The sequence below is a fragment of the Patescibacteria group bacterium genome, assembly GCA_041651155.1.
GTDB lineage: Bacteria > Patescibacteriota > Patescibacteriia > CAIXNZ01 > CAIXNZ01 > JAPLYF01.
In genome coordinates this window covers 39,879-66,181 of record JBAZJU010000001.1, presented here as the reverse complement: position 1 = coordinate 66,181, position 26,303 = coordinate 39,879, and the positions used below count along the sequence as shown (strand labels likewise).

Here is a 26,303-nt window from a genome sequence, read left to right as displayed (position 1 = left end):
TTGGCCCCCGTTTTACTTGCCTTAATATTTACAGAATAGGAAAACAATGTCAATAAACTTGTGTTAAGAGTAAAAATATTATATAATAAAATTGGCAGACGCTTTGAATTTGAGATAATTATGTCAAAACCACAATCAAAAATTTTAATTAAATGGGCTCCAGAGTTTGCCTATATTATTGGACTAATTACAACCGATGGAAATCTTTCATCTGATAAGAGGCACATTCACTTTACATCTAAGGACAAAGAGCTTGTTTTAAAATTCAAAAAAATATTAAAATTAACGAACAAAATTGGTAAAAAATCGCGGGGTGGAAATAAAATAAAAAAATATTATGTAATTCAATTTGGGGATGTTAATTTTTATAAATTCTTATTAAGCATAGGGTTAATGCCAAACAAAACGAAAATATTAAATGACATAAAAATTCCTAAACAATATTTTTTTGATTTTTTAAGAGGTCACTTTGATGGAGATGGTTCCTTTTATTCTTATTGGGATAAACGCTGGAAATCAAGTTTAATGTTTTATACGACTTTCGTGTCTGCAAGCAAACAACATATTTTATGGTTAAGGAAAAGTATCAAACAAATTATTAATCTAAATGGGCACATTACTCATGCCAAAAAATCTACAATATATCAACTAAAATATGCCAAGAATGAATCGAAAATTTTACTAAAAAAAATTTATTATTCAGATAAAATACCATGTTTACGAAGAAAACGCTTGAAAATTTTTAATATACTTGATAATATAAATTAAACCTTTTGCGCGGGTGTTGAAACCGGTAGACAAGCAGGCTTGAGGTGCCTGTGCCGCAAGGCGTGGAGGTTCGAGTCCTCTCCCGCGCACCCGCAAAAAAAATCCAAGGGCACTTAGCTCCTGCCTTCGCTTCCACCTACGCTAAAGCTTCGGCGGATAAAAAAGCTACGGCAGGCAGGCAGTTTGGTTAGTATGTATTTATGGGTGATAACCAGCTTCGCTAAGCTCCTTACAAAAGTTATTGTTATCGTTATAAATTATTAGTTATTCTAGGGCGCTTAGCTCCTGCCTTCGCTAAAGCTACGGCAGGCAGGCAGTTGTGAATTAAAGTATTTACGGACGGCAACCAGCTTCGCTAAGCGCATACCAAGAGTTATTGTTATAGTTATAAGTTATTAGTTATTCCAGGGCGCTTAGCTCAGCTGGTTAGAGCGACTCGTTTACACCGAGTAGGTCGGGGGTTCGATCCCTCCAGCGCCCATCAAAAAAAATTGCTCTAAAAAAGCAATTTTTTTAAGTCGCAAAAAATATTTACCAGTGCTACTATTGACTTTATGCCTAATTATTGCTATACTTTAAAATTCTGAAATATAATTATAGTTGATTTTAACTAACGTTTTTTGACAACAAAAAGGAGGTAAGGTGATCATGCGGTTTGTATACGCTACCGATCTACACGGGAATCAAAACGCCATTGAAGCTGTGTTCAGACTAGCTCAAAAAGAGCAGGCTGATGCAATAGTTTTTGGTGGCGATCTGACTCCCAAGTCAGTAGCTATCAAACTTGCACAGCACCCTGACTACTCTGAAGAAGAAAATTACGAAATTAACGACGAAGATCTGCCGCTTATAGACGGCGAAGTCATTCCGACTGACAGTCTCGAACAGAGCTTAAAATCAAATTCTTATTTAGAGAGTTTGCAAGCCATCAAAACTTTCAATGAGAGAATCGGCTCTGCAATTCTGGCAAGGCATCTAGAGCGACAAGGCTACATACTCTATGAACTGACAAACAAGTTCTATGAGTTTGAAACCTTAATGATGGAACAAATCATACTTGAAAAGCTCTATGCTTTTTTCAAAAGCGCTGAGCCAGTCGGGAAACCGGCTCAACTCCAGCTTTCTGAAATGGAGCTGGATATTTTAGGTGATTGCGTTGTGGATTGGCTAAAGCAGGAAGAGGAGACTTGGACTGAAGCAATGCGCGATGCCTTTACGCACAAGTGTTCGCTGGCTCTTGGCTCAAAAATAAAAAATTTCTCTGAATGGGCACCATCGCAATATTTGCTGGAGTGCATTCTATTTGAGCTCTATCAAGGGCAAATGACAAAGATTACCCACGGAGTTGAAAAAGTTTTACTTGAGCATAAAAGCCCGCTGGCAAAGCATATTCTCCAATCATTCAAGGACACAAATACAAGACTCTTTCGGGCTCATGCCTACAAAACGATCCTGGAAGAAACCCATATCGCTTCTTTGGCGAAACATTCAAACATAGCGCAACTGAAAAATAAAGCAGAAGATCCTGCTCACCTTAAACAGGCTCAGCAGAAATTCTTTCAGAAATTTTTTCTGCCTCTGACAAAACAATGGAGAGCAGCCAACAACAATAAACCAGTCTATGCAATGCTCGGCAATGACGACCTGATTGAGAACGCATCATTGCTAGAAGAAGCTGAACGCGAAGGAATAATCTACTATCTTCACGGTAAAATCCACAAATTAGATGAAAACTTTGCGATCGTCGGCTACAGCTTTGTAGAATCCCTGCCACCAAAAATCCTGTACCGAGCCTGGGAAAAAAAATCAAAAGAAATCCTGGCGGAGCTTCGTGTTTTGCAAAACCAGCTTGGCGAACAAAAAGCAGTTTGGGTAATTCATAATCCACCTTACGAAGTGTTGGATCAAGTGAATGGCCAAAAACACGCAGGCAGTCAGGGCATAATGCAATTCATTCTGGAAGCGCAACCACAAATAGCTCTTTTCGGCCACATCCATGAAGCGCCACGGCTTTATGGCGCCAATGTCACTTTACTCGGAAATACGCTCTGTATTAATCCTGGTGGCGAGCACATACACAGCTTACAAACTGTGCTCATTAATACGGAAACACTAGAAATTGAAGTCAAAGGAGGGGAAAAATATGATGGCACTTAGAATGAGTTTGGATCTACGTCTTGAATGGAGAGCGCCAAGTCCGCTAAATGCCGTTTGTGGGATTGAAGGGCTTAAAGTGGCAGACCAAGTGCTTAAGAATTATAATGCCGTCGGTATACTTATCGGCGGACTAGCCAAAGAAATTTGGAAAGGCACCACCTCCCCCCGCATCTTTGCAGAACACAAAGATGTTGATGTTCTTGTGCCAATCCAAGAATGCAATAAACATCCCAGGCAGTGGGAAAATGGCGTGGATTGGTGGATAAGCCACAAGACAACCGAACGACCTACGAACGGCACCAATACTGGGCTCATCTTTAACTTCGTGCTCAAACCAAAAGCGGAGATTAAATCTGGTCTTCACTTCTGCCCGCTTGGGCTGCTTAAAGAATTAATCAAATGGGAAAAACAGAAATACGGTAATTCTTTTAGAATGGAAAGTTATAAATTTATAACCTTTCCAAGATACAGCGAGTTTCCTGTTCTTCCCGAGGATTTTCTTGATATCACGTTGAGCGATGAAAACAAAATCGCTCTTCACTGCAAACCGCAGTAAATGTCTTAACAAGCGGCTAGGCTTTACACCTGAGCCGCTTTTTTTATTAATCAAAAAATTAACCAATCAAAAAAATTGCCCAACAAGGCAATTTTTTATTTTTTCTAATTATTTCTCCAGCCTTTTATTATTTATCCTAAACCTAATATAAAAAGTTGAGCCTTTGCCAGTCCCAGGGCTTTCCACCCAGATCTTGCCTCCGTGCTTGGCAATAATATTTTTGGCAATATAAAGACCCAAGCCAGTGCCTTCGGTGTGCATCAGCTGCGCGCCTTTGGCGCGAGAAAATTTTTGAAATAATAATGGTATTTCGTCTGGCGCAAGTCCGCGGCCGGAATCACTGACGCTCAAAGTAACATGGTCATCATCGCGTTCTAGTTTTACTCTGACAAAACCAGCATCAGTGTATTTAATGGAATTATCAATCAGATTCATAATCGTTTCCCTGATTTTACCCTGATCAAGCACCAGCTGGGGAATTTCTTTGGTTGGCTTGATAAATTCAAATTGCAGACTTTTATTTTTAGCTTGCTGTTTTAATTCCTCATAAACATCAGCCACCAAAGCAGGTAAATCAGTTGGCTTAAAATCATATTTCAAACGGCCGCTTTCAATGCGCGAAATATTTAATAAATCCTCAACCAGGCCAATAATTCTCATGGTACTTTTATAAACGCGGTCCAATGGTTCTTGAACTTTATGCGAGACAATGCCAAAATCACCTTGTTCAATCATGGAAATATAGCCGCGGATAACTGTCAAAGGCGTGCGTAATTGATGGGAAGCAATGGAAATAAATTCTGACTTAGCCTTATCTAATTTCCTTAACTGCACATTAGCAATTTGTAATTCTTTGGTGGCTTTATCAACTTCGCGTTTCAAATGCTCGGCAAAGTGCTTTTGCTCTTCAAAAAGCCCGGCATTCTGGATGGAAACCGCTGACTGGCCAGCAATGATTTCCAAAACATTTAAATCCTGCTGAGAATAAACATCTCCGGATTTCTTGTCGCCTAAAAATAAAATGCCTATTAATTCTTCCTTCACATAAAACGGCACAATTAAATTCACTTCGCGTTCATCTAATTGTTTAATCAGTAAATTTAAAACCTGATTTTTATACTGCTCATTAATTTTTTTAATTTCTTCCCTGACAATGACATCTTTGGCTTTGCCAATCTGCTTGAGGTAGCTGAAAATTTTATTAAATAATTTGGGCTCAATTTTTGCCATTGGTTCTACGCTGCGCTTGCCCCACATGGCTTTTTCCTGGTATTCCTGATGATCTGGATTAAATAAATAAAGCGAGGATTTGGTGCACTTAAATACCTCGCTAGTTTTTTTCACTAAAAATTGGGTTAATTCATCCAGATTCAAAGTAGAAGATAATTTATCTGAAAATTCACCCAAAACCTGCTGAGGATTGTATTCAGCTTTAAATAAAAAAGTGTCTGTGATTTGAGACAAGAATTTCTTTAAAGGCTCAAAGCCTAAAGCAACTAGAACGGCAGTTATCACACCATTCACAATGACAGATTGGGTACCAATAATACCCTGAAAAAAAATACTAACTAAATAGGTAAAAAGTGCATAAATTGAGGTTATCAGCAAGACTAAAATTGTAAAAATAGCCGAACGTTTAATTACAACTCTAATATCCATAAACCTATACCTTATAATTGCATAGGTAGTTGCTAGGACGTAAACCGATACTAGAATGTTGCCGATAGGAAGAAATGGTATATTATACCATAATAAAAAATTTGTACTTCCACCTATAAAGCCAACGATAAACCCGAATAAAATATATTTTAATTGTTCTTTCCTTAAGCCTGACGAATTTTTATATTCAATGTAAAGGATAACAGAGGAATATATAGTATAAGCAAAAAAAACTAAAAGCAAAAAAGGATATAATGCTCCAGGTATTGGCCAAAAATTAAAAATTAATTTTTTACCCACTCCTACAACTAAATAGTTTGTTAAACTTAAAAGGGCTAAAATTATTGATATTATAAAAAAATATGCAACTCCCTTATTCCTTTCCTTCTTTGCAAAGACTAAACTAAAATATAAATAAAAAAGTGGAATAAGTGCAGAACCGAAAGTTAATAATCTTAGCCAAAATAATGCAGTATCAGAGTCTTTGGAAATTTGCCAGAAATAATAGCCAAATGACCATATAAAAACACTGAAACAAAAATAAAAAAAAGATCTATTAATCTTATCCTTCGGATTTTTCCACAAAACAAAAACACCAAGGATTAAACTTGTAATTGCATTAATTAATGCGCTAAGTGAAAAATAAAGCATAATTTCCCAGTATTATTTTCTGGAATTTAAAAGCCTCTGAAATAATTATATCATTTTCAGAGGCTTATTAACAATTGCTATTTAACTTGCATATTGCCATCATGTGAATTTCATGAGGCTCAGCAATTAACGCAATGTTTTCTTTCCTGAACCCAGCTGCTAACATTATTTTAGCAACTTCGTACGGCTTGCGGTAAATCATTGGCCAAGAAATGACCCATCGCAAAAAATATTTTTCAGGATTGTTCATTATATTGCAGGTAAGGAATACCCCGTTCTTATTTAGTAATGCTCTCAATCTTGATACCAGTGAAACTGCTTTCCCGTATACTTGGTAATCAAGAAACCCGAGCATCTCAATAACATCAAAGGAGTCCGTAATTACTTTCTCCAAATTCTTGATGTTTTCGTTAATCGTTAAGAACTGATTTTCAATACCGTATTCCTTTGCCAATCCTTTTGCATAAGTTAGCGCCTTAGCATCAAGGTCAAGTAATGTGACCTTTACTATTATTCCTTTTTCCTCCTTAACTGTCTTTACTACCTGGATTACTGCTTCGGCTGAACCACAGGCAACGGAGAGTAAATTTACTTGCATTTTGCCTATCTCACAAATCACCTTGATTAGTTCTCTCTGCACAAGCTTGTGACGGTTGCGAACGGCTTGAGCATTTCTCATGCCAATCCAAAAATCTGCTAGCCTGCTCCCAAAAGTTTTGTCTCTCCCGAATTCATGATGATAGATAATGTCTAGAGCTTTCCATGAGGCAGCTCCATGACGTATTTTTTTTAGAGGAGCGCTGAATCTATCAAAGAAAAGGCTAGTAAATCTTGGCCTCAATGTTTCACCTTTTTTTTCCTGAGGCACACACCACCATACACGCAAAGCTGCATTGAAATTGAACCATTTAACTATCTTCTTTCCTTCGGAACAATCTTGCTCATTAGCAGTCTGCGGTTGGTAAGAAATTTCTTCATGGCGGATGTATGTCAAAAAAGCGCATAGTGCAGTCTTTAGGAATGCCCAAACGGTCATGAGAAGGGATATGGGCATTGCAAGAAGATGGGAAAAATTTTTATGTTCAAAGTTCATTGCTGAATCATTGTCGACCTTGTAACTAACATCCTTCGCTAATTTATTAAGATTTACTTTTAGAGAAGGGTCCATAGCTACTGTGTCATGTTTTTGTTTCTTAATTTTATCTTCTGTTAATGGCTCAGCGTGACTGTGGACATAATGATTTTCTTCTGAATCATTTTTTTTAAACTTCGTAGCCATTTTGGCCTCCTCTCTTTTTTTCAACGTTCAATGCTTCTACTGAAGCATAAAAGGGTTTGCGACCCAATTTAGTGAATGATACCACCACTTTGATGCGCTGTCAAGGGGGTATGGGGGCATACCATACTAGAACATATTTTTCGCAAAAGTCAAGGGCCATAATTTAGAAAAATTATGTAACTATAAATAAAAAAAAGACCTGCGTTTGCAGATCTTTATAATTATTTCTTTGGGGCTAATTCCTTAAAATGTGATGAGAACACTCGCCTAGAAGTCCTCATCTTTTAGATACAACACGTTACGGCGTATGAGGCCATAAAGCTGTGCACTCAGTAAAATAAATGTCCCGCAAAAAAAGGCGAACGGGTGTGTTACTGCGATTACAACCAGTCTAATGACTCTGTCCAACACCAAAATACAAGTTTTAAAAATTCTTCGTAAAAATGCTTTTAACCGAAGAATTTTCACTACTAGGCCATAGGCTCTTGGGGAATTATCTTTTTCCATTTAAAGAACTCCTTTCTTTTTTCTAAAATTTAAAGTGCGCCACTTCTTAAACATATTTGCTTACCGATTTAATAAATAATACTGCAAATTTCATTGTCTGTCAAGAATAAAATCATAATCAACTCAATAAAAATATAAAAAAAGTAGCACCTGCGAATAGATGCTACTAAAGTTCATTTATGAACTCATTATTGATTAGCTGAAAGAGTTTTTCAGGATCATTTTTCGCCCAAGCCAGATATTTGAGCTGGCGTTGCGATCCGTTTGATCCTTCTTTAACCCACTCCAAAACTCTTTGCCAGATTTCACCAATCTCCATTTCTTTGGCAATGGCTGTTAATTTACTAAGAGCCTTTATGATTGATTGCCTTAGCTCTTGACTGGACAACCCGTAGACTGCGGACCTTAATAAACTACTCTCCATTGATTCCAAACTGGAAAATTGTTGATTGTAACTGGAGTTAAGGGCTAAAAAAGCCAACACTTTAGCGATGACTGCCAAAAAAATCGCTTCCTTGGCAGTGAGCTGGATATCAGAGACACGAATTTCAACCGTGCCATAAGGATGGATGCGCAGTATTTTCCAGTTTCTGGTCGGATCGTCCAGACACATCATTTTTTCTAGCGTGCCATAATAATCCTTCCACGATAAGACGGGATTGGGAATTACTTGCCCAGCCACCACCCTATATTTGAAATATCGGGCTGAATGCAGCGAAGTTGAAGTCCCTTCTGATATAGGGGAATTTGTAGAAAGAGCCAGAAAAATTGGCAAATACTCTCGCAAGAGATTGAAGACCTTGATCGCCTCTGATTCATCTGCCACTCCGATATGGATATGTTGGCCAGAGATAAAACCCTTTTTGATTTTATCAGCAAAAATTTCCTGGACTTTTTGATAATAAGGAAGCGGGAAAATTTTCGCCGCAAAAGGATATAATGGTGTTGCAGTTGGCAACACCTTTATTTTCTCTTTTTCGGTTAAGAAGAACAAATAACCTCTTTGTGCCAGCAGATCAATTTCCAAAGATTTAAAATCAGGGCAGGGGTTGGTGTTTATTTCAATCTGTGATAATGGTAATTCCGGCTGCAAACCTACACTTAAACGCAAATTATTTAAAACACCTTTTGTCCCCTTTTTCCAGATATCTTTGAGAAATTCTTTTCTGCTCCAATTAAGATTCAATTTTTCTTTGGCTGCTTCATGCAAGAGGCTAACTGCTCTATTAACTAAAAAACCTTTTGAATCAGTTAGCCAGAATTCCTCCTCAATACCCAGAAACATTTTTTTCTGAGTATCAAAGTTGAATAAATTAGTGAATTTTTTCAGATTCACTCCCTCACCTCCTTTCAATTTTAAACGTACTGATTGCTTAACCGCAATTTACTAATTATACACGAAAAATGGAAAAAGTCAAGATAGAATAAAAAAACTGCATTAGCAGTCTTTAAAATTAAATTATAAATTTTTATTTAACTATATGCTTAATGAAATTACTTAAAACTTTCTTGCTGGAAGAAGTCGGCAATAATTTATGGAATGGATTTTTCTTAAAACTATACCAAGATACCTGACTGGTTTTATATAAATTTAACCGCCATAACATTGCTTTTTTATCAAGTTCGGGATGAAATTGGATGCCATAAACTGGAGTATCAATTATCTTTACTGCTTGATTTAAAACTGCATTGCCACTCGCCAGTCTTAGCATATCAGTGGGCAATTTAGCTACGCGCCATTCATGTCCCTGCTGTACATAAAACTTTCGCTTCAAATTTTCAAAAAGCTTATCTTGTCTGCCTTGGTTATTTAAATAAACAATTTTACTCCCAAATTCCTCTTTTTTCTTATCAAAAATCACCCTGCCTCCAGCTGCTTCCACTAAAACCTGAAAACCAAAACAAATTCCTAAAAATGGTTTTTCCCGCTCAATTATTTTTTTAACTAATTTAAAAAGCTTAGCCTTGCGCGGAAATTTATCTTTAATTGAAAAATTACTACCCCCAGTTAAAAATCCATTATATTTCTTAATAATTTTATCAGGCGAAAAATCCTGGAAATAAATATTAACTCGCTCAAGGTTAATTTTCTCTCCTTGGGTTGCTTTTTTAAAACATTGAAATTCATGATCCGCAATTATTTTATTATCTCTGATTTGTATTAACAAAATTTTTTTCATTTTGTATATTAGTTAAATTTATTTAAAAATTATAACATATTATATTCAATTAAACAAAACTATAAAAATACATGTCAAGGGTAAATAAAAAAAGCACCAAGTTCAAACTTAGTGCTTATCTGCTAGCTGATTTCAGCTAATTTTTTTGCGTAAAATTCCGGAAAAACTTCCAGCAGATCAGGTGATCGCGATTTACTTTCATAATAATTATTCCGTAAGAATATCAGCGCAGCCAGGCGAACATTATTATTTTCAAATATTGCCCGATTATTTACCCTGGGGCCAGTAGGCATGGCTTGCGCCAAATTATTTTTTTTCAGAAAAATCGTTTGCTGTTGAACTGCCCTGAATTCAGCCTCCCACCATTCTATTTTACATTGATGGGAAATATATCTTTCCATCTCGCAGGGCAAGTACAGTTTGCCTGACTCATGCTTATTTTGCCAATCTTCAATATGCCTATTTTCATGAACCATATACGACCAGATGTAACCTTCTTGATAAGAAAGTATGCCTGGATTAAACCGTAGAACAGAAATCTTTGGTTTGAATTCCATAACATATTCGCCTGAATAAGGCTCTAACCTTAAGCCTCTCCGGCTTATCTGCTCATAAAGGTTGTTGCGGGCATCATCGTCTGGCAAACTGGCAAGCAATTGCATAAATCTATCAATCGCTGCCTTGCCTTCCAATTGCGACCCGATCTCTGTGGTGTCTTTATTTACTGGTGCATTTGCGCTTTTTACTATTGTCAAGATCAAGCCAAGCGCTAAGACGCAGAATATAACTACCAATAAATATATGCTTTTTCTTTTACTTGGATTTTGTGTTTTACTTACAGGGATGGCAGAATTCTTGAATTTTGAGCGCTTATCTAATTGCCTCTTCATCCTTTGCTTCTTTTTCACTTTTTTCACCTCCTTTCAAGGTACGTCAATTCGTTTTGATTTTAATATCCAATCTTAGCACAAAATTTTCAATAAGTCAATGGTTTGTGCAAAAAAATACCCTGAGATTATCAGGGTAAATTGATTTATTTGGCGCAATTAACCTTTTTTTTCGCTGCGGTTTCAAACTGCACCTTTAACATATTAAGGACGTCTTTCTCAGATTCAGTGCTCACCTCGTTAATTTTCTTTTGCAAAAATTCGCAAAAGATATCTTCGCTTAAAAATTTTGCCATGACTTTATCTACATTATCATTGTTTGGCTCCAGTCCTTTCGTTTTTAAACATAGCTTAGTCATCTTAATCACATAGGACTGGCAATCAACCTGATTAGGTGCTAGGCCGCAGTGCAGATATTCTCTTTGGGACACATAATCAAGATAATCTTGGCAAAATTCTTCCTTTGAGATAGACACGCCTTGTGATTTATATGATAAAATCAGCTCTTCAAGCTCGTCTGTCTCGGTTTTTTTCCCTCCGGCCAGAAATACCAAAGAAAAGCAAAGAATACACAGAAATATATTTTTTCTCATTTCTCCTCCTTTGAAGAACAAGTTTTGTTTTAATTTACTATTTTATTAGGAAAAAAGCAAATATAAAAACCCCAGCAAAAATGATTGGAATTTTTTCTTTAAAAAATAAATTATCATCGCAACTTTATAAACGGTATTATATTATCTTTATTTCTTTTAATTCTAGCACAATATGTTTGCCAGATGCCCAAAGAGGATTTATTATTTTTGGATATAGTACAAGAAACATATTTTATTTTATTTCTTTTGGCAATGACTAATATTTTTTTAAATGCTTCAGTAGTAATACCCTTTCCCCAGTGTTTACTGGTTAAAACAGCAACCTCCCTGGCAACATTTGAGGATTTAATGAAAACAGACATATCTTTTTACCAAAAGCTAAAACCATATTTTCCCAAGGTTTTCCGGGAAAGCATAGATCCAAAATATCGCGACAAGATTAAATTCAACTAATCAAAAAAATTAAGCCCCGTTTGTTATAACGGGGCTATTTTTATTTCCATTCAATGCCTAGGTCAGTGCAGGCTTTCCTGGTCTTTTCTATGCAAAGGATTAGCATTGCTTTTTTTAAATCTTCATCACCGGTAAATTCCTTTTGGCTCTCGGTGCATAATTTTGCAGTATCCTGGCAAATTTCGTCCATTGCTCCGCCAGTCAAATGCCGCCTTATCTCTTCTTCTGACATCTTTTTTTCACTTGATTGCTGACAATCAATTATTTCCTGGCGATATTGCTGGTAACAATTGGTATTTTCTCTATAAGCTTGATCAGACATGATGCAATGATAGTACTGACGGATGGCATAACCCTTAGGGAAGCCTCGGTAAGGATCGGAACCGTTTAATAATAATTCACAGTAATGCTTTCTATATTTGTACTCTTGATATTTTTGTTTGAGTAAAAGCAAGGTGCTAATTATTAGGACGATTACTATCACCAGAGCAATCTTTTTCTTCACTTTTTCCTCCTTGTTAAGTTATTAGATTTTAGAACTGAATTTATTTCAAATTACCATCTATCTGAAATTATTGCAAGTGGGTTTAAAAAATCCCGGTCAAAAATGATTGGAATTTTATTAAAAATTAGTCTTTTATAATAAACTAAACTTCTAAAATGATATCTATAAGCTCTTAGTGCAACCGATGTTTCTTCTTAATATCTTGAATTCTCTGTAATAATTCCTTTTCTTCTAAAGGTACTATATTAAATTTATCACATACTTCTTTTAAGTATTTTTTAATTTTATTTTCAGATTTTATTTTGTTACCCAAATATTCAATTTCAAAATGATATTGAAAATCAAGCGTATATTTAAGCGAAAGTTCAACGTCAAAATCTTTTAACAAGAAGTTGTCTCTTTTTTGTTCAACTTTATGATATTTTGTAAATCCAAGTTTTTGAAAAATAAATAGCAAATCGTTGAAGTGACGTCGATCAAGAGAGACTTCGCTTTCATACAATTTGCCATTCTCTTCATCACCAAGTTTTAAGGATATTTTAGCTTGGTTTTTAGAAATTTCATCATTTATTTTAAATATCCCTTTTTTGCGCACAAAAAAATATGAAATTTTATCATCTTTTTCATGGGCATAGCCGCGTGAAATCAATTTCTTTAGTAGATCAAAATATTGTTTTTTCCCCAAGATGCCTCTGAACTCTATTTCCTTTTTATTGTTCATAAATTTATTGTTTTTAGTAATTTACTTTGTTTTTTAATGACATTGATTTCTTTTTTATAATTTTGAAAAGAAAAGATATTTCTGGTACATATGTGAAGAAGAAATATCTTTTACCAAATTAGGCTGATTTAATCTGTCACAAAAATAAGTTGAGGCGTCTGACAATGCAGCAAACATTATCCATAAATATAATTCTTTACCTTTTGTATATTTTTGCGTCGATATTGAATTATACCCATCTAAAAACGCATCAAATACTGTAAAGTCAGGCTCAGTTTGACCATCAGAAAAGGACCATTCTAACACTGCCAGTCCAAGATCTTTTATGTGGGGGCCTATGCAACTCCAATCGAAGTCTATGACCCCGCTAATCTCATTGTCATTTTTGAAAAAGACATTTCCAGATCGATAATCATTGTGGATAAGTCCAATTGAAGTTTGAGCTTCCTGACCAAATTTAATAACTTGTTTTACTTGCTCAACAAAAGTATCCCCTCCTTCAAAATCATTCTTGAAAATTTCCTCGTTTTGTAGAACTCTCTCTAATTCACTGAATATATTTCTTCGACGAAAAGACGACGATTTAAAGGTTTTACCAATTTCAGCCATAGATCCTAAAGCTCGTCCAGCACTGTGTGCTTGTTCTATTGCTGGTAAAATATCTTTATTAACAGGAGCGTGATAACCTTCCAAAAATTCAAACATAACAGCTACGGCAACACCTGCTATAGATGCGTATAAAGCACCCTCTTTTGTTTTGACCCACACTGGAACTGGGAAATTATTATTAGCGAGATGCTTTAAAACTTCATATTCAAACTGAACATCCTCTATTGGTAACCGTTTACTTACACGTAATATCTTTTTATCTTTCTCTCCGATAAGATATACTTTGTTATCACCAGATTCACGCATAATATGAACAGGACCATTTTCACTCAACTCATAATAAATTAGTATTTCAAATACATTATTAAATTCTGTTGTTTTAGTCATTATGTGTATATTATTTATTTTTAATATAAATCTTCTCTTACTCTTAAACTATTGCTTTCATAAACTCTTTTACTTTATTTTCGCTTATTCTCTGCATCCAATTTTTTAAATTAATCTCCTTTTTTGTAACTTCTCCCTCTTTTAATGCCGTGCTCACAATTGCAGCATTGCAATAATTAAAAACTTCCTTAATGTTATCTTTATTACAACCACTTCCAGCGATTAAAGGAAAATCGCCGATATTATTTCTTAATAATTCTAGTTCCCCATAATCGGGTGCATCGCCAGTCCACTTGCCCGTAACAATAACGGCATCACTGCCATTAGCAATCGCTAATTTCGCCGATTCAACGAGGGATAATTTAGATAATAATTCGGCATGTTTAACATGAATGTCAGTAAATAAAGCTACTTCATCAGCACCTATTGATTTCTGAAAATTGCGAATTGTCTGCGGGTCGCCTTTAATCACGCCGTAATCGGTTTTTACTTCATCCACAAAGACAGGCACACGTATAAATTTCAAACCTAAAATTTTAGCAATGGCCAAGGAAGTTTTGTAATCATTCCATAAAACATTAATTCCTAAGGGTAATGCAGTTGCTGCTTTTAATTTGGTGCCTAAAAATGTCATAGCTGCCACTGTTTCTGGTTCAACAAATTCTTTATGCGGCAAATCATAATTATTTTCAAAAATTACAGTGTCAACACCGCCTTGCTCAAAGGTCTTCAAATCATTTAAAGCATTACTTATTGCAATTTCCAACCCGGGAAAATCAGGATATCCTAAAAGCGGAGGAAAATGAATTGCTCCGATAACTATGTTTTTATTTTTATTAAAAATTTTATTAAATTTATCTTTCATAAGCCGTTACTGTAAATATTATATATCCTGATACCAAAAATGGAAAATTAAATAACATTCACAACTTAATAAGCGGTATTATATTGTCTCTATTTCTTTTAATACTAGCCCGATATGTTTGCCAGATACCCAAAGAGGATTTATTGTTTTTAGCTATTGTACAAGAAACATATTTTATTTTATTTCTTTTGGCGATTGCTAATACTTGTTTAAACGCTTCAGTAGTAATACTCTTTCCCCAATGCTTACTGGTTAACCAATATCCGATATTTGCCTTTTTATCCTTTAAATTAATATGGCTTAATGAAATCATGCCAATAGCCCGGTTTTTATACATAATGGCAAACATTTTTGCCTGATTATCTTTTGCCCAAGCTTTATTTTTAGATTTAAACTGTTTAACTGTAATTTTATTTTTTTTATTACCTAAACTCTGATTTAATTTTTTGTCATAATTTAAAATACGAACAAGTTGTCTTATTTGTGAATCATTAAGCTTGGTAACTAATTTTATTCTAATATCTTCTAGCATATAGTATTAAAATTTTCTGACAATTATCCGCACAACATTGTGTTTATGCGTTAAATTCGCACCCGCATGTCCTTTATCTACAATTTCTCCCTCAAAGTAAAATATAATTTCAAAATTATTAAATAATTCCCTTAATTCATCGGTGCTAAAATATCCCTTAGATTTATTTTCCTGCTTTAAATATAAGGAATCACTAACAGTAAAGCCAGAAATTATTGCATAACCAGCAGGCTTTAAATTTTTTTTAATGCTATCAATAATCTCCCCTGTCTTGCCTTTATCCAAAAATTGAAAAATATTATAGGCATTTATGATTGAAAATTTATCTTTGACAATTTTATAATCCGCAATGCTCTGGCAAATTGTTTCAATTTTTAAATTTTCTTTGACAGCCCTTGCCCTTAACTGCTCAATTGCCTCTTTAGATTCATCAATAGCCACAACTTTAAATCTTTGTTTGGCCATAAAAACTGAATCCCGCCCCTGTCCGCAACCCAAATCTAAGAAATATGATTTGGGCTTTACTTTTTGCCAAATCATTTGCAGGAGCTTATTGGGTTCCTGACCCCAAACCTTTTGATTTTGTTTATAAATATTATTGTATTTCATATTTTTTATTATATCTAAAATGTTAAAAAAGCGATAGCACTATATTTTGCTACCGCTTAAATACTAACTTCGCCAACATTGGGGATCTTTGTCAAAAAAATCACCAGTTGTACCGGCTGCAACTGCATGGCACCCTCTACAATAATACAGGAGGTCGCACTTTGCGCAACCAGATAGTTTCTCCACCTGGCGATATTTATCCATTTCTGGAGACAAGAATATTTCCTTAAAGCTTTGTTCAAATATGTTGCCAACCAGACTATCGAATCGTCGGCACGCATAAACAGTTCCATTTGGAAGCAGGGTCATGTGCGAGATAGCACAATTGCAACCATCGAGCACTATGCCTTTCTTTTCACTTTTTTAACCTCCTTTCAAGGTACGTCAATTTTTTTTGATTTTAATATCCAATCTTAGCGCAAAATTTTCAATAAGTCAATGATTGTAATAAAAAAATACCCCAAATTTTTATGGGGTATTGGCTCTTTATAATAAGAAGCACTATTTTTTTGAACAAGTTTGCTCATAGCCACGCAAACAGTCTTTGAGCTCCTGATCTGTTTTAGCCCAACTTTTACAAGCTGCTCTTGATTCTGCGAACCATGCAGGTGGAAAATTATTTTTTAAATATCCTTCGATCTTTTCAGGGTTAACAGATTCCCCTTTTAATTGTAAACAATGAGTAATTTCTGCTCTGAGTTCTGGCCAGCATGGTTCAGGACAAAAATTCAAATCTTGGCAAAAGGGTCTTTTTTGGGTTAAGGACGACAACGATGTCTCACATTTTTCTTGTTCAGAAAGAATATTTACTTTCTGGTTAATTTGTTTCTGGCTGTCAAATTGGGGGGAATCTTTTACAGAAAAAATTAAAATAAATCCTCCCAAGCTTAAAATAATTAGAACCAAGATTGTCTTAGACGCAAATTTTTCCATCATTTCCTCCTTTGTTAAAAGAATACCTTCAAACTAATTTATTTCAAAATATCATCAATGAAAAATTTTTACAAGTGTGATAAAAAAATCCCAGTCAAAAATGATTGGGATTTATTTATTATTACATATCATTACATTACCCTTGACTTTTTCTCATTTTATTGCTAATATTAAACATTTAGGACTATTAAGTCCTTTGACAAAATCTATTTAGAAAGGAGTGATTAAAGTGAAAAAATCACCAAACAACAAGTGTCCCAAATGCAGGCAAAAAATCAAAAATTGCAGTTGCCAGACAAAAAGCAACAAAATTTTCTATGTGTCTATTCCCATTATTGTTATTATTTTTGGGGGCATAATCTATCTCTCCCATAATCAAAGTCAGATGGAAGCGGCCAGCGAGCCTTTTTACCATGCTCTGGATACTTTGCCTGATGCAAAAGTCAAAGCTGACTATTATGATCTGCTCAATAACAACCAATTAACTTTGGGCATTATTACCGGAGTAATGAAAGTACCAGCAAAATATGATCCTAAAAATAAAACTCTGGAAATCAGCCTCAGATCTTTTCAAACGGCTAGACAGGAAGAACTCTGGTGCGTACTAGTCCATGAGCACTATCATATTTACCATGACATTAAAATCAGTCCTGAAAAAGAGAAAACAATCTCATTAGAAGAAGGCACGAAGATTGTTTACCTTGACGAAGATGGCGCTAAGTTGGCAGAAACATCTTTTGCTCAAAAAAATAATTTTTTAAAGCAGACTAATCCTAATGTTTGCCAATTAATGGAGCTTTTCCACGTTGACCTTAAAACAGCAACCTCCCTGGCAACATTTGAGGATTTAATGAAAACGGACGTTTCTTTTTACCAGAAGCTAAAACCATATTTTCCCAAGGTTTTCCGGGAAAGCATAGATCCAAAATATCGCGACAAGATTAAATTCAACTAATCAAAAAAATTAAGCCCCGTTTGTTATAACGGGGCTATTTTTATTTCCATTCAATGCCTAGGTCAGTGCAGGCTTTCCTGGTCTTTTCTATGCAAAGTATTAGCATTGCTTTTTTTAAATCTTCATCACCGGTAAATTCCTTTTGGCTCTCGGTGCATAATTTTGCAGTGTCCTGACAAATTTCTTCAATGGCTCCGCCAGCTAAATGGCGTTTTATTTCTTCCTCTGACATCTTTTCTTTGCTCGATTGCTGACAATCGATTATTTCCTGACGGTATTTTTGATAGCAATTCACATCTTCATTAAGCGACAGTACGCAGTGATAATACTGGCGCATGGCACTATAGTTTTTTGGATAACCAGTGTTAGGGGCTGAGCTATCCAACAACTCTTCGCAATATTGCTGGTGGTACTTATATTGTACGTAATGCTCCCTAAGAACACTCAACCCCAGACCGATTGCTACTGCAGCTAACAGAACCAAAACAAGCCAAAAATTATTTTTTTTCATCCCTTCCTCCTTTTGAAATATAAAGTTCTGATTTTATTTAACTTATCATGTCATAAAAAAAATTACAAATTTAAAGTGACCGCCGCCCCGACGTACGTCGGGGCGGCGGCCTCAACCAATTATCACGATTGCCAAAACTCCCAAAATAAGCTACAATAATTTTATCTTAAACTTTTATTATGTCTACATTCTTAGTCAACGGCGGAAAAAAATTACAAGGTGAAATCAAGACCAACTCGGCGAAAAATTCAGCCGTAGCGATTTTGTGCGCCACAGCCATGATCCCAGGCAAAACAACTTTAATTGATGTGCCGGCCATTGAAGAGGTTAAAAGAATTATTGAAATCCTGACTTCACTTGGCTTAGAAATAAAATGGCTGAATGAACATAGTTTAGAAATAACCAATAATGGCAATCTACTGCCAGAAAAAATCAACAAAGAATCATTTTGTAAAACACGTTCTGCCCTGCTATTAATGGGTGCTTTATCTAGCCAACTGGAAAAATTTTCCATGCCCAAAGCAGGCGGCTGCAAACTTGGCAAAAGAACAGTTAATCCATATTTAATTGCTTTTGACCATTTAAAAATTGAAGTAAAAGAATCAGATGGCGAATATCAAATTAATTCTAAACATCGCCAGGCTGCTTCATTTACCATGTATGAATCAGGCGATACAGCCACTGAAAATACAATTATGGCAGCCTGCTTAATTCCTGGCACAACAGAAATTAATTTTGCTTCTGCCAATTACATGGTCCAGGACTTATGTCATTTTCTAAACCAGGCTGGCGCCAATATTTCCGGCATTGGCACAAAAAAACTAACCATCACGGGCGTAGAGAAATTAAATCCAGTGACAGATTATCCAATCATGCCTGATCCGATTGAAGCCATGGCTTTTATGGCCATTGCCATTACCACTAAGTCAAATTTTAAAATAACCAATTGCCCCATTGATTTTCTGAGTCTGGAATTAGAAAAATTACGAGTGATGGGCCAAAAATTTGAATTAAGCCAGATTTATAAATCTAAAAATGGATTTTTTGATTTAGTTGATATTGAAATCTTTCCGTCCAAACTGACTGCCTTACCAGATAAAATCCATCCGCAACCTTATCCTGGTTTAAATATTGATAATCTGCCAATATTTATTCCCATTCTAACCCAAGCCGAGGGACAAACCCTGGTCCATGACTGGGTTTATGAAGACCGTTTGATTTATGCGATTGAATTAAAGCGCATGGGCGCCAATATTACTCTGCTTGATCCTCATCGCATTTTAGTTACTGGCCCAACAGAACTTTTACCAGCTGAAGTTATTTGCCCGCCAGCCCTGAGGCCATCAATTAACTTGCTCATTTGCATGTTGGCAGCTAAAGGCGAATCTATTTTACGAAATTCTTATCCGATTGACCGCGGTTATGAAAATATTGCTGACAGATTAAATTCTTCCTTGGGCGCTGATATTAAAAAAATTGATTAATATATAAAAAACGGCCCGAAGAAAATTGGACCGTTTTTTTATTTAATTTTTTTATTCAACTTTCACTACCCTGACCTGCAAAACTTTTTCTATCTTTTCTGACGCTTCCTTGGCATAATTTTTCACTGTATCTTCATAAACAGTATATTGAATCGTTTTGTCATCAAGCCACTTTATATCAAAATGATTTGATAAGGCGCCATAACCACCGTTTAAAGTCTCGCCTTCAGGCAAGGTGACTAAAGCTTTTGCCGTATCATTTATTAAATCCAAAACTTTTAATTCTTTAGCTTCATTGGTTTCTAAAGCCACTGCCAGCTTTGTCTGGTCAGGTGATAAAATCAAAGCGCCGAAATCAGACAATTCTTTAGACACGTCTAATTTTTTACAGCCCTTGGAACTCAAATCTAACAAATACAAACTGGAAATTGGCTTATCAGAACCAGGATTAAAAGCCTGAAAAATTATAAAGCCATTTTTAGGTTCAGCATAAACCATGACTTCATTGCCGCACAATGCTTTAAAATCTTTTAAAGTCACTTCCCCGCTTTTTATTTCTGTAACCATTTTTTCAGGATTAGCTGTCACCACATATTCTGTGTTGACTATCGGCGCTACATTAATATTTTGATTTACATTTTCATTGGCATTCTGGTTTGCATTCGGCTCAATTTTAACAGTGCTTTGGTTAAGATTGGAATTGAGATTGACTTTTAGATTGCAGGCTGAAAGGAAAATCAATAAGGCCAAAACCGGAATAATAAGGAGTAATTTTTTCATAATTTTTCTAAAATTAATTTTTTAGTTTATTATCTTAATAGTAAATTATAATATATATTAAAACAAGCTCTCCTGCTTTTAAAAAGTGTTATAATTTGCTAACACTAAGTTAAAAAAATGACTAATCTTATACAAAATAAACTGTTATTAATTTGTAAATACTGATCAATCTTATTGTGGAAAAGAAAGAAGCCCCGGACCATTTTTTGATCCGGGGCAATTGCGCCTAAGCAGATTTTTTTTGCCGGCGCATCACAAGGAAAAGGAGCGGAGAGAAAAGAACGAGCAGATTAATTAGGGTTGTGAAGTTAAAGACTTGCCCACCCCTGTTGATTTGACAGCCGATTGCCCCTTTAATAGCGGACTGATCGAGCCCGGGGACATTAATCGTGCCGCTGAAATTTATGGTTCCCGATGGATCATCAACATCAGGCGGAGAATCTCCAGGATCGCCATTAACAACCAGGTCAAAAATCAGATTGCTACCGCCCTGGCCATTATCTTCAAAATAGGTAATTTCCTGGTCTTCAACGTACAGATGTTGATTTGGCATAATGCCCTGATAATTGCCCAGCCACTGGCCGTCTTCAAATTCAATGTTGCAATAGACCCTGCCGGATTGGCTGACATTAATTGTTTTTTCTTTAATTCCTCCGGAAAATATGGGCGTACTGCCTGGCATTCCCGAGCCATAGCAGTATAATACCGGCGCTGAGTAGGTGCCAGAGTATCGCAAGGTCAGTGTGCCGGAAGAATTAATCGTTAACGGCTCTGTACTGCTTGGCGGATCAGTCGGCGGAACAGTTCCTCCGCCAGTGCCAAGATCACCTTCATAGGTAAGCACGATTGAATCCAGAGCTACATTTTTCGCTGGATTATCAGCAGTCTTACTCAGCAGATCTACCGAATATTGATTATTCTGATAATAATCAAATGTGCCAAGATAAACCTTATTATTTACATCGCTGTTTGCCTGGTTTATCTTTGCCACATAAGGATTGGCTGTATTTTGGCTGCTATGCCAGACTTTGTAACTTACTCCGCTGGCCTGGCCATAATAACGCGGCACAATAACGTAAACTGAGTAAGCGCCGTTTTGCGGCACGTAGAAATTCCAGGAAGCTGTTGTGTCATTTGTTGAGCTGGTCAGCCAGATATGATTTGCCCAGCCAACAGCAGCCAAGGGCAAACCATCGCTTTCACGTCCCTGCCTGTGCCAATAATTTTGGTTTAGCGCCACATTAACTTTGCGGGATGTCTGCATATCATAGCCATGCACAGAAACACGCAAAGCTGGTTTGGCCAATGACTCATTATTTTCAATGAATTCCAGTGGATCCACGAAATAGCTTAAATAGGTTAGATCAGAAACTGGCCAATAACCATTGCCAAGCTGGCTGTAGCCATTAATCCTGATTTCAAAATGCAAATGCGGGCTAAAATTGCCATTGCCGTCGCCGACTGTGCCGATCTGCCAGCCTTTGGCCACATAAGTCCCTTGTTTCACAATGCTGGCTTTTTCAATCACAGCGCCTGTATCTTTGATGATCTGAATTTCATCCAAATGGCCGTAAAGCACATAAATCTCTGTAACTTTTGTGCTATCTGTCAGGAAAAAAAATTGTCCTGGGTTGGCCTGAATGCGCAAAATCAGATAATTGCCCCAGCCGCTTGTCCAGCCATAGTCCCAAACAAGAGCATTAGCAATCGCATAAACTGGTTTGCCTAAATCATTAATGCCTTTAAGGTTCAGATCATCTCCCTGATGAATTTTATCCAGGTAGGCAAAAAGTGAACCATAAGGCTGATAATCAAAGCAGGCGCCAGTTGGGATTTCCGTATCTTTTTCAATTCTGTAAATTTTGTCGCAGGCTAATGGATAAGTAAAGCTGTCAGCATAGTGATAGTCTGTGCTTGGCGGCGCTGTCAGCGTTAAGCAGCTTTCAATGCCAGAACTATTTAAGCCAGCCTTGAAAGCATAAACATTGTAGCAGTAGCTTTGGCCATATTGCAGTCCAGAGTCTGCATAAGTAGTGGTATTGGCTGTAAAATTTTTTACAAACTGGCTATTTTTGTACAAGCCAAAACCTTCTTCATCGCTGGAATTGTCCTGCCAAGTTAAAGTAATTGCCTGGCCATTGGCTGTGAGCTGTAAATTGCTGGGTGCGATCGGCGGAGTAGGCTGAGGCGGAGGATTTTCTTGATTTACATTTACTGTAATTGGACCACCAGGTTCATAGGCAATATTGCCGGCATTATCCTTGACCCAGAGAGTAAAGGTATATGCGCCCGGACTTGGAGCTACAAAATTGTAGTTAATTGAAGATGGGCCAAATTCTTTGTAAAACTGGTTAGCTAAACCTGAAGGCGTCCAGCCGCTCAAACTAAAGCCGCTGGGTACCACAGCGTAAATCCTGATCGCTGCCACGCCACTTAAGCTGTCATTTGAGCTAACTGAGATATTGAACTGGTTGGTTGTGAAAGTCTGGCCATTGGTAGGACTGGCAAATAAGGCAGTTGGCAGGATCTGGTCTGAGATCACTTCCACTTGCGGACCATATTCCCAAGTGCCATCGCTTTTAAATACCCAGTAAGTAATTGTAAACTTTTGGTTGGTCAAACCATCCAAACGCCACATGACTCTTTGGGTTAACGAAGAGATGTCATAATACCACCAGCCATTGGCTGATTGCCAGCCGGAATTTAAGCCTTGGCTGTTATTGGTCCAGCCTTTGACATAAGCGCGCCAACGTACAAAGCCGGTCGCGTTGTCCACGCCAAATTCAATACCCATCTGGTTTGTCGGGTTTTGCTTGATATACATCTGGTGAGCCAAAGCCTCTTGTGAAAGCATAGCCACCAGAACCATAACCGCGATTGTCACTAACTTTTTCATTTCAGAACTCCTTGAATTTGTTTTGGGTTAAACTTTACCCTGCACTGCCCAGTACATAACTAGGCTAGTGCAGGGCCAGACATTTTAACGTGCCAAAGGTCGCGTTAAAATGCTTTTCAACTCGTCCAATTTTTGAGGTTAAGCTTTTTTCTTGCCAAATGACGCGCTCCTGTTGCTTTTAAACTTTTTCTACTTTAAATCACGTACTCCTTTCTTTTGTTTTTTGTTTTCAAAGAACTAACAATAAAAAAACACCTTCACAATTAAAAGTGTTTACCTCCCTGCACTCCGTAGCCTTGTGCGAAGGAGTGCTCTCTTTTTTTGATTTTTGTTTCCCCCTTTCATAGTTTTACTTTATATTGCCCAAGCTAATTTTGGCTCAAGCATTTATGCCTTAAAAATATCATGCCTGTTTTTTCTGACAAGAGGTTTTTAATCTCAATTTTTGTTAAAAATAATTAGATGATTTATGCACAGTTAAACAAAAAACCTCTTCTGTCATTCAAAGCAAAGCGAAGAATCCTTGTCCTCTCATTTTTTTCAGGATAATAAAGCAAGCGGCTTTTTGTTAATAACTTTTAACAACTCCATCTAATTTCTGTGGAAAAATCCCTAAAAGATTGCCAATAATTAAGTAATAAGTTAAACTAAAATCAGTTGAGTTTTTTAGACTAGCAAAGGCAATATCGGGAGAGTTCTTTCTCATTTCAGCTATCTCCAGCCTCATAGCCCAAACATAAAGTGCGCAAGAAAAATTCTAAGCCAAAATCATTTTACCGGAATGCCGGCTAAATACAATCTTGCAAACAATATGTCTCCGACTAGAAGTAATTCTAGAGCTTAGTCTCCCAAAAGGGGAAATCTGGGAACTTGCCCAGCGAGGCGGTCTTTCTTTCTTCCGCCAATGATACTGATGCAAATGCCAGATGGAGGATCCCCGCTCCCGAGGGAAAAGCTATGGACTGTAAGTCTAGAAAACTTAAAAACCCCGCATTCAAAGTGTGCGGGGTTTCTTTATTTAAAATTTTTACATTTCAATTAGTGTTTCTAACCCTAATATCTCTAAACCATTTTTTAAGACCTGCAAGATGGACTTTAAAAGTTCCAAACGCGCTGCCTGAACATCAAGCTTAGCTTTTAAAACCGGGAGTTCGTGATAAAAGGCATTAAAATCCTGGGATAATTTAAATGAATATTGGGCAATAATCGAGGGGTCGTTTATCTTTAAACTTTCTAAAATTTTATCAGGATAAGCAGCTAAATCTTTAATCAATTGAGTTTCAATTGGTGCGGCTAAATTTTTATAATCAATTCTTATTTTAGTCTTTACTTTGCCCAATTTTCTAAAAATAGAATTTAAACGCGCCAAAGTATATTGCAAATATGGCCCGGTAAAGCCGTTTAAATCCAAAGATTCATTTATATCAAAAGTAATCACCTTGTCATTACCGCTTTTGAGCATGCCAAATTTCAAAGCAGCCAACACGATTTTCAAACTCACCTCATTAACTTTCTTTTCAGACCAATCGGGATGACGGACTTTAGTTTCAGCCAAAACTTTATTTAAAGCCGCTTCTTTCACTTCTTCATAGGTCACAATATTGCCAGTGCGCGAAGAAATAATCCCAGATTTTAATTGCACAAATTCATAGGGCACATAAACCATTTCCTTTTTAAAGCCCAGCAATTCTAAAATCTTAAATATTTGCTGAAAATATTGCGACTGGCGAATGTCTACTAAATACAAGGATTTATTTATCCTATATTTTTTAAATTTTTTCATGGCCAAAGCCAAGTCCTTAATGCCATACAAAGCAGTGCCATCCTGACGAATTAAAACTAAAATTCCCAAATTATATTCGATTAAATCCGCGATGATCGCACCCTCGCTCTTTTTGATAAAACTATGCTTTAAAAGCTGAGGCAGCATTTTCTTGCCTTCTTTTTCTTCCACGCTTTCATAAAACCAAACATCAAAATCAACGCCAAGTTCTTTATAAATTTTATTAAACTGATCCAAGCTCCATTGCCTTGTTTCCTGCCACAATTTTGTTAATTGTTTATCACCGGCCTCTAATTTTAACATCACATCCTGAACTTGAGGTTTAAATTCTGGATGATCTTTAAGTTCAGCCACAGAGCGCGCATAAGTTTGACCTAAAAATTCACCGCGGTCAGCCGGATCAGATGGTATATCGCTTTGATTTAAATATTCTTGCATGTACCATAAAGTTTTTGCCACATGCGCTCCGGAATCTGCCGGATAATTGGCGGAAATAACTTTATAATTACAATTTTTATAAATATTGACCAAAGCAGAGCCAATGCAGACATTGCGCAAATGCCCGACATGAAATTCCTTGTGCGTATTAGGCTGGGAATATTCAATCATTACTTTTTCTTTTTTCCCGATTTTACTTTGGCCATATTTGCGCTTACTATTACTAATTTCTTTTAAAACTATTTCTGCCACCTTGCTTGCGTCAATCACAAAATTTAAATAAGGCCCAATGCTTTTAAAATTTATAATTAATCCGCTGGGTTTCAAATTCTGAGCAAAATCTTTAGCCACCTCCTGCGGCGCTCGTTTAAATTCTTTGGCCAAATTAAAACAAGGCAAAGCCCAGTCACCCATTTCCGCACTCGGCGGCATTTCCAAATCCTCAATTTTAATCATGACCTTTTGTTTTTTTAAAAGGTTAACGATTTCCTGTTTAATTTTGTCGTTAATAGTCATCCCTACAAAATTACAAATTATATTACAAATCTACAAAAATTATTTTATCCCTTCTTACATGTCATCCGAAGCTTTAGCGTAGGATGACC

At 36.3% G+C, this 26,303-nt stretch carries 24 protein-coding genes and 2 tRNA genes; 8 read left to right on the top strand and 18 right to left on the bottom strand.

Annotated elements, in window-relative coordinates; translation table 11 throughout:
• Positions 1 to 120: 120 nt before the first annotated feature.
• The 5 genes from WC460_00325 (at position 121) to WC460_00305 (ending at position 3,481) form a co-directional block, all read left to right on the top strand.
• Positions 121 to 768 carry an LAGLIDADG family homing endonuclease gene (locus WC460_00325; protein MFA5187790.1) on the top strand — a complete coding sequence of 216 codons (648 nt, stop codon included), beginning with the start codon at positions 121 to 123 and terminating at the stop codon, positions 766 to 768.
• Positions 769 to 775: 7 nt separating this feature from the next.
• Positions 776 to 857: transfer RNA gene (locus WC460_00320), tRNA-Leu, on the top strand.
• 318 nt (positions 858 to 1,175) lie between these two features.
• A tRNA-Val gene (locus WC460_00315) sits at positions 1,176 to 1,249 on the top strand.
• Between the two features lie 167 nt (positions 1,250 to 1,416).
• Positions 1,417 to 2,925: a metallophosphoesterase gene (locus WC460_00310; GenBank protein MFA5187789.1), complete on the top strand. Its 1,509-nt coding sequence runs from the start codon at positions 1,417 to 1,419 to the stop codon at positions 2,923 to 2,925.
• A complete protein-coding gene (locus WC460_00305; protein MFA5187788.1) occupies positions 2,912 to 3,481 on the top strand; it encodes a hypothetical protein in 570 nt (189 codons plus the stop codon). Before WC460_00310 ends, WC460_00305 begins: the two co-directional genes overlap by 14 nt.
• A 108-nt stretch (positions 3,482 to 3,589) precedes the next feature.
• Here the strand turns inward: WC460_00305 and WC460_00300 are convergent, their stop codons facing one another.
• The 6 genes from WC460_00300 to WC460_00275 form a co-directional block, all read right to left on the bottom strand.
• Positions 3,590 to 5,140, bottom strand: coding sequence for a GAF domain-containing sensor histidine kinase (locus WC460_00300; protein MFA5187787.1), 1,551 nt, complete (start codon positions 5,138 to 5,140; stop codon positions 3,590 to 3,592).
• A 718-nt stretch (positions 5,141 to 5,858) separates the two neighbouring features.
• Positions 5,859 to 7,070, bottom strand: a complete 1,212-nt coding sequence (locus WC460_00295) for a class I SAM-dependent methyltransferase (GenBank protein MFA5187786.1) — start codon at positions 7,068 to 7,070, stop codon at positions 5,859 to 5,861.
• A 673-nt stretch (positions 7,071 to 7,743) separates the two neighbouring features.
• Positions 7,744 to 8,913, bottom strand: a complete 1,170-nt coding sequence (locus WC460_00290) for a glutamate-cysteine ligase family protein (protein ID MFA5187785.1) — start codon at positions 8,911 to 8,913, stop codon at positions 7,744 to 7,746.
• 133 nt (positions 8,914 to 9,046) lie between these two features.
• A complete protein-coding gene (locus tag WC460_00285; GenBank protein MFA5187784.1) occupies positions 9,047 to 9,757 on the bottom strand; it encodes a type 1 glutamine amidotransferase in 711 nt (236 codons plus the stop codon).
• 122 nt (positions 9,758 to 9,879) lie between these two features.
• Positions 9,880 to 10,665, bottom strand: a complete 786-nt coding sequence (locus tag WC460_00280; protein MFA5187783.1) for a hypothetical protein — start codon at positions 10,663 to 10,665, stop codon at positions 9,880 to 9,882.
• Positions 10,666 to 10,790: 125 nt separating this feature from the next.
• Entirely contained in the window at positions 10,791 to 11,237 is a 447-nt protein-coding gene (locus tag WC460_00275) for a hypothetical protein (protein ID MFA5187782.1), read from the bottom strand.
• A 207-nt stretch (positions 11,238 to 11,444) separates the two neighbouring features.
• Between WC460_00275 and WC460_00270 the strand changes: the two genes are divergently transcribed.
• Positions 11,445 to 11,690 carry a hypothetical protein gene (locus WC460_00270; GenBank protein ID MFA5187781.1) on the top strand — a complete coding sequence of 82 codons (246 nt, stop codon included), beginning with the start codon at positions 11,445 to 11,447 and terminating at the stop codon, positions 11,688 to 11,690.
• A gap of 40 nt (positions 11,691 to 11,730) precedes the next feature.
• On the opposite strand, the gene WC460_00265 is transcribed toward WC460_00270, so the two are convergent.
• The 7 genes from WC460_00265 to WC460_00235 form a co-directional block, all read right to left on the bottom strand.
• Positions 11,731 to 12,195 carry a hypothetical protein gene (locus WC460_00265; GenBank protein MFA5187780.1) on the bottom strand — a complete coding sequence of 155 codons (465 nt, stop codon included), beginning with the start codon at positions 12,193 to 12,195 and terminating at the stop codon, positions 11,731 to 11,733.
• A gap of 172 nt (positions 12,196 to 12,367) precedes the next feature.
• A complete protein-coding gene (locus WC460_00260) occupies positions 12,368 to 12,916 on the bottom strand; it encodes a hypothetical protein (protein MFA5187779.1) in 549 nt (182 codons plus the stop codon).
• A gap of 54 nt (positions 12,917 to 12,970) precedes the next feature.
• Complete coding sequence (locus WC460_00255; protein MFA5187778.1) at positions 12,971 to 13,912, bottom strand: phosphotransferase; 942 nt, start codon at positions 13,910 to 13,912, stop codon at positions 12,971 to 12,973.
• 43 nt (positions 13,913 to 13,955) lie between these two features.
• Entirely contained in the window at positions 13,956 to 14,777 is an 822-nt protein-coding gene (locus WC460_00250) for a BtpA/SgcQ family protein (protein ID MFA5187777.1), read from the bottom strand.
• A 58-nt stretch (positions 14,778 to 14,835) separates the two neighbouring features.
• Positions 14,836 to 15,309 (bottom strand): GNAT family N-acetyltransferase, encoded by a 474-nt coding sequence (locus WC460_00245; GenBank protein ID MFA5187776.1) that lies wholly within the window; start codon positions 15,307 to 15,309, stop codon positions 14,836 to 14,838.
• Positions 15,310 to 15,315: 6 nt separating this feature from the next.
• Entirely contained in the window at positions 15,316 to 15,918 is a 603-nt protein-coding gene (locus tag WC460_00240) for a class I SAM-dependent methyltransferase (protein ID MFA5187775.1), read from the bottom strand.
• A 501-nt stretch (positions 15,919 to 16,419) separates the two neighbouring features.
• On the bottom strand, positions 16,420 to 16,851 hold the full coding sequence (locus WC460_00235) for a hypothetical protein (GenBank protein MFA5187774.1): 432 nt from the start codon (positions 16,849 to 16,851) through the stop codon (positions 16,420 to 16,422).
• A gap of 229 nt (positions 16,852 to 17,080) precedes the next feature.
• Here WC460_00235 and WC460_00230 point away from each other — a divergent pair, with 229 nt between their 5' ends.
• Positions 17,081 to 17,806: a hypothetical protein gene (locus WC460_00230; GenBank protein ID MFA5187773.1), complete on the top strand. Its 726-nt coding sequence runs from the start codon at positions 17,081 to 17,083 to the stop codon at positions 17,804 to 17,806.
• Between the two features lie 40 nt (positions 17,807 to 17,846).
• Here the strand turns inward: WC460_00230 and WC460_00225 are convergent, their stop codons facing one another.
• Positions 17,847 to 18,317 (bottom strand): hypothetical protein, encoded by a 471-nt coding sequence (locus tag WC460_00225; GenBank protein ID MFA5187772.1) that lies wholly within the window; start codon positions 18,315 to 18,317, stop codon positions 17,847 to 17,849.
• 179 nt (positions 18,318 to 18,496) lie between these two features.
• On the opposite strand from WC460_00225, the gene WC460_00220 reads away from it, so the two are divergent.
• Positions 18,497 to 19,801, top strand: a complete 1,305-nt coding sequence (locus tag WC460_00220; GenBank protein ID MFA5187771.1) for a UDP-N-acetylglucosamine 1-carboxyvinyltransferase — start codon at positions 18,497 to 18,499, stop codon at positions 19,799 to 19,801.
• 51 nt (positions 19,802 to 19,852) lie between these two features.
• On the opposite strand, the gene WC460_00215 is transcribed toward WC460_00220, so the two are convergent.
• The 4 genes from WC460_00215 to argS form a co-directional block, all read right to left on the bottom strand.
• Positions 19,853 to 20,581 carry a hypothetical protein gene (locus tag WC460_00215; protein ID MFA5187770.1) on the bottom strand — a complete coding sequence of 243 codons (729 nt, stop codon included), beginning with the start codon at positions 20,579 to 20,581 and terminating at the stop codon, positions 19,853 to 19,855.
• Between the two features lie 226 nt (positions 20,582 to 20,807).
• Positions 20,808 to 23,477 (bottom strand): peptidoglycan DD-metalloendopeptidase family protein, encoded by a 2,670-nt coding sequence (locus WC460_00210; GenBank protein MFA5187769.1) that lies wholly within the window; start codon positions 23,475 to 23,477, stop codon positions 20,808 to 20,810.
• Between the two features lie 568 nt (positions 23,478 to 24,045).
• Complete coding sequence (locus WC460_00205) at positions 24,046 to 24,183, bottom strand: hypothetical protein (protein MFA5187768.1); 138 nt, start codon at positions 24,181 to 24,183, stop codon at positions 24,046 to 24,048.
• Between the two features lie 321 nt (positions 24,184 to 24,504).
• A complete protein-coding gene (gene argS / locus WC460_00200) occupies positions 24,505 to 26,214 on the bottom strand; it encodes an arginine--tRNA ligase (protein MFA5187767.1) in 1,710 nt (569 codons plus the stop codon).
• Positions 26,215 to 26,303 lie beyond the last annotated feature (89 nt).